At 73.2% G+C, this 4,325-nt stretch carries 2 protein-coding genes; both read left to right on the forward strand.

Going from position 1 to position 4,325, the window contains the following annotated elements; genetic code table 11:
- The first annotated feature begins 158 nt into the window (after positions 1-158).
- Positions 159-3,389 (forward strand): PAS domain-containing protein, encoded by a 3,231-nt coding sequence (locus AC1DXK_RS30265; protein ID WP_457106937.1) that lies wholly within the window; start codon positions 159-161, stop codon positions 3,387-3,389.
- An 83-nt stretch (positions 3,390-3,472) separates the two neighbouring features.
- Positions 3,473-4,325 (forward strand): FAD-binding domain-containing protein (locus AC1DXK_RS30270; protein WP_477299657.1); only part of this gene is annotated, 853 nt, incomplete at its 3' end.

Genomic DNA, 4,325 nt, shown 5'->3' on the forward strand with positions numbered 1-4,325 from the left:
CGGCCCGGTTGCGCCGCACCGCGTGCTGGGGCACCGATGGGGTGCGGACGCCGCGCGGCCCGCCACGCCGGCGCGATGGCCGCCGCCTCGGCCGGTCCTGCGACCGGTCCGGTGGTGTGAGGCCAAGGGACACACACCGTGGAGCCCGTCTGGATCCGATGTCTGAGATCGTGAGGACCGCGTTTCCACCCTTCCTCGCGGATGGCGGGGAGATGGGTGCCCGGATGCGCGCCCACGACTGGTCGGGTTCGCCGCTCGGACGGCCGGAGCGCTGGGCGCCCTGTCTGCAGGCGACGGTGAGCCTGATGCTCGGATCCCGATTCCCGATGTTCGTGGCGTTCGGACCCGACCTCGTGTTCCTCTACAACGAGGCCTACGCGGAGATCCTCGGCGACAAGCATCCCGCGGCGCTCGGCGACCGCTTCTGCAACATCTGGTCGGAGATCTGGCCGGAGATCAGGCCGCTGATCGACTCGGCGCTCGCCGGCGCGGCGACGTGGTCCGAGAACATGCCGCTGGTCATGAACCGGAACGGCTACGACGAGCCGACCCGGTTCACCTTCTCCTACTCGCCGGTGCGCGACGAGGCGGGCCGGGTCGCCGGCATGTTCTGCGTCTGCACGGAGACGACCGGCCGCGTCCGGGCCGAGGAGCGCCTGCGCGAGGCGGAGGCGCGGATCCGCGCGCTGACCGACCACCTCCCGGGGGGCTACGTCTTCCAGCTGGCCACCCCCCTCGACGGCTCGGACCGGCGCTTCCTCTACGTCTCGCAGGGGTTCGAGCGCATGACCGGCGTGGCGGCCGAGGCGGCGCTCGCCGATCCGGCCGCCGCCTACGACCTGATCCTGCCGGATTACCGGGCCGGGATCGCCGCGGCGGAGGCGACCGCCATCCGCGACCTCGCGCAGTTCGACGTCGAAGCGCCGATGCGGCGCCCGGACGGGAGCCTCGTCTGGACCCGTATCATCTCGGCGCCCCGTCGCGTCGGCGACATCGTGATCTGGGACGGGCTGCATCTCGACGACACGGCGCGGCGGCGGACCGAGGAGCAGCTGCGGGAGAGCGAGCGGCGCCTGCGGCTCGCCACCGAGGCGGCGGAGATCGGCCTCTGGGACGTCGACGTCGTCGCCGGCACCCTGTTCTGGCCGGCGCGGGTCAAGGCGATGTTCGGGATCTCGGCCGACGTGCCGGTCTCGATGGCCGATTACTACGCCGGCCTGCATCCCGAGGACCGGGAGGCCACGAGCGCGGCCTACGCCTCCGCCCTCGATCCGGTGCGGCGTGCCGTCTACGACGTGGAGTACCGTACCGTCGGCCTGGAGGACGGCATCGTGCGCTGGGTCGCCGCCAAGGGGCGCGGGATCTTCGAGGACGGGCGCTGCGTGCGCGTGGTCGGCACGGCGATCGACATCACCGCCCGCAAGCAGGCTGAGGAGGCCCTGCGCGCCAGCGAGGCGCAGTTCCGCGTCCTCTCGCAGGTGCTGCCGAATTTCGTCTGGGCGACCGACGCGGCCGGAGCCGCGGACTGGTTCAACGAGCGCGTCTATGCCTATGCGGGCCGGCCGCCGGGCAGCCTCGACGGCGCCGGGTGGCGGGCGGTCATCCATCCCGACGACCAGGAGCGGGTGGCCGAGGAATGGCTGGCAGCGGTCCGGTCGCGGACCGACTACCAGTCCGAGTATCGCCTGCGGCGCGCCGACGGGACCTTCCGCTGGTTCCTGGCGCGGGCTCAGCCGGTCCTGGCGGCCAATGGCACGGTCGCCCGCTGGGTCGGCACCAGCACCGACATCGACGACCAGAAGCGGCTCATGGCCGAACTCGTGCGCTTCAACGAGACCCTGGAGCAGCGCGTGGCCGAGCGTACGGCCGAGCACGACCGGGTCTGGCGCAACTCGCGCGATCTGCTCGCCGTGGTCGGAGCCGACGGCATATTCCGCGCCGTCAACCCGGCCTGGCACTCCATCCTCGGGCACGAGCCGGCCGAGGTGGTGGGCCGCAGCTTCCTGGACTTCGTCTGGCCCGAGGATGCGGATCCGACCCAGGCGGCGCTCGACGCGGCCGCCGCCGCGCACGACCTCACCGACTTCGAGAACCGCTACCGGCACAAGGACGGGACCCCCCGCCTGATCTCCTGGCGCACCTCTCTCGAGGGGGACCGGGTCTACGCCTACGGCCGCGACATCACCGCCGAGAAGGTCCAGGCCGAGGCGCTGCGGCACGCCGAGGAGGCGTTGCGGCAGTCGCAGAAGCTGGAGGCGGTGGGCCAGCTCACCGGCGGGGTGGCACACGACTTCAACAACCTGCTCACGATCATCCGCTCGTCGGTGGACTTCCTGCGCCGGCCCGATCTGGCGGAGGAGCGGCGCTCCCGCTACCTCAACGCCGTCTCGGAGACGGTGGACCGCGCGGCCAAGCTGACCGGGCAGCTCCTCGCCTTCGCGCGGCGGCAGGCGCTGAAACCCGAGACGCTCGATGTCGGGGCGCGGCTGCGCAGCGTGGCCGACCTGCTCGACACGGTCACGGGCGCCCGCATCACCGTCGTGACCGACCTGCCGGACCATCCCTGCTTCATCCGGGTCGACCTCAGCCAGTTCGAGACCGCCCTGGTCAACATGGCGGTGAACGCCCGGGATGCGATGGACGGCGCGGGCACGCTGACCCTGCGGCTGCGCTGCGGCGCGGCGCTGCCGCCGATCCGCGGCCATGCCGGCGCGCCCGGCCCGTTCGCGGCGGTCTCGCTCACGGATACCGGCTCGGGCATCGGGCCCGACGTGCTGGCCCGGGTGTTCGAGCCGTTCTTCACCACCAAGGAGGTCGGCAAGGGGACAGGCCTCGGCCTGTCCCAGGTGTTCGGCTTCGCCAAGCAATCCGGCGGGGACGTCGCGGTCGAGAGCGCGCCCGGCCGCGGCACCACCTTCACGCTCTACCTGCCGCAGGTCGAGCCCGAGGGCTCCGGCGGCGACGCCGCCGCCGAGACGGACGCCGTCGATCCCGGCGGCGCGGGGCAGCGGGTGCTGGTGGTGGAGGACAACATCGAGGTCGGCCGCTTCGCCACGCAGATCCTGGAGGATCTCGGCTACGAGACCACCTGGGCGGCGAATGCCGAGGCGGCCCTGGATCAGCTCGGGACCGACGGCGCGGTCTTCGACGTCGTGTTCTCCGACGTGGTCATGCCCGGCATGGGCGGGATCGCGCTGGCCCGGCTCCTCCGGGAGCGGATGCCGCACCTGCCGGTGGTGCTGGCCTCCGGCTACAGCCACGTCCTCGCCCAGGAGGGGACCCGCGGCTTCGAGCTGCTGCACAAGCCCTACTCCGCCGATCAGGTCTCCCGCATGCTGCGCAAGGTCATCGGCGCCAAGCGGGTGCAGCCGAAGGGCGGGCGCCCCTGACGTCCGGGCGGATCGGGGATCGGGTGACGCTCGTCCGGGCTCCGACAGGCTGACGATCGCGGCGCGGGGCCTAGATCAGGGGCATGCCCCGTCCTCCGCTCCCCATGACCCGCGCCGCCGGCCTCGAGGCCCTGGCCGCCTTCCTGTCCGGCCCCGGCGCGGCCTACGCGGCGGACCGGAACACGGATCGCGGACCCGACGGGACCCCGACGACCTCGGTGCTGTCGCCCTACCTGCGCCGCCGGCTGCTGACCGAGGACGAGGTCGCCCGGGCGGCGCAGCGCGCCTTCGGCCCGAAGGGGGCGGAGAGCTTCGTCTCCGAGGTGTTCTGGCGAACCTACTTCAAGGGTCACCTCGAGACCCACCCGGGCGCCTGGACGGCCTATCGCGACGGGCTGGCAGCGGCGCGGGCGCGTCTCGCGGCCGAGCCCGGCCTGCGCCGGACCTACGAGGGGGCCGCGGCGGGGTGCACGGGGCTCGACGGCTTCGACGCCTGGGCCGCCCAGCTCGTCGAGACCGGCTGGCTGCACAACCATGCCCGCATGTGGTTCGCGTCGATCTGGATCTTCACCCTGCGCCTGCCCTGGGAACTGGGGGCGGACCTGTTCCTGCGGCATCTCCTCGACGGCGATCCGGCCAGCAACACCCTGTCCTGGCGGTGGGTGGCGGGCCTCCACACCCCGGGCAAGTCCTACCGCGCCCGCCGCGACAACATCCGCCGCTACACGGAGGGCCGCCACGATCCCGCCGGGCTCGACGAGACGGCCGCGCCGCTGGAGGAGGCGATGCCCCCGCGGGAGGTGCCCCTGGCCCCCGCCGACGCCCCGCCGGACGGCGCGGCCGCCCTGCTCCTGCACCTCGACGACCTTCATCCGGAGAGCCTTCCGCTCGGGGCCGCGCGCGTGGTCCGGATCGGCGGCCTCCTCGCCCACGCGG

This window comes from Methylobacterium sp. P3_A11 (assembly GCF_056403155.1).

Bases quoted from the DNA above. Each gene is read 5' to 3' on its own strand.
- AC1DXK_RS30265 (WP_457106937.1), top strand. From the start codon at position 159: ATGTCTGAGATCGTGAGGACCGCGTTTCCACCCTTCCTCGCGGATGGC.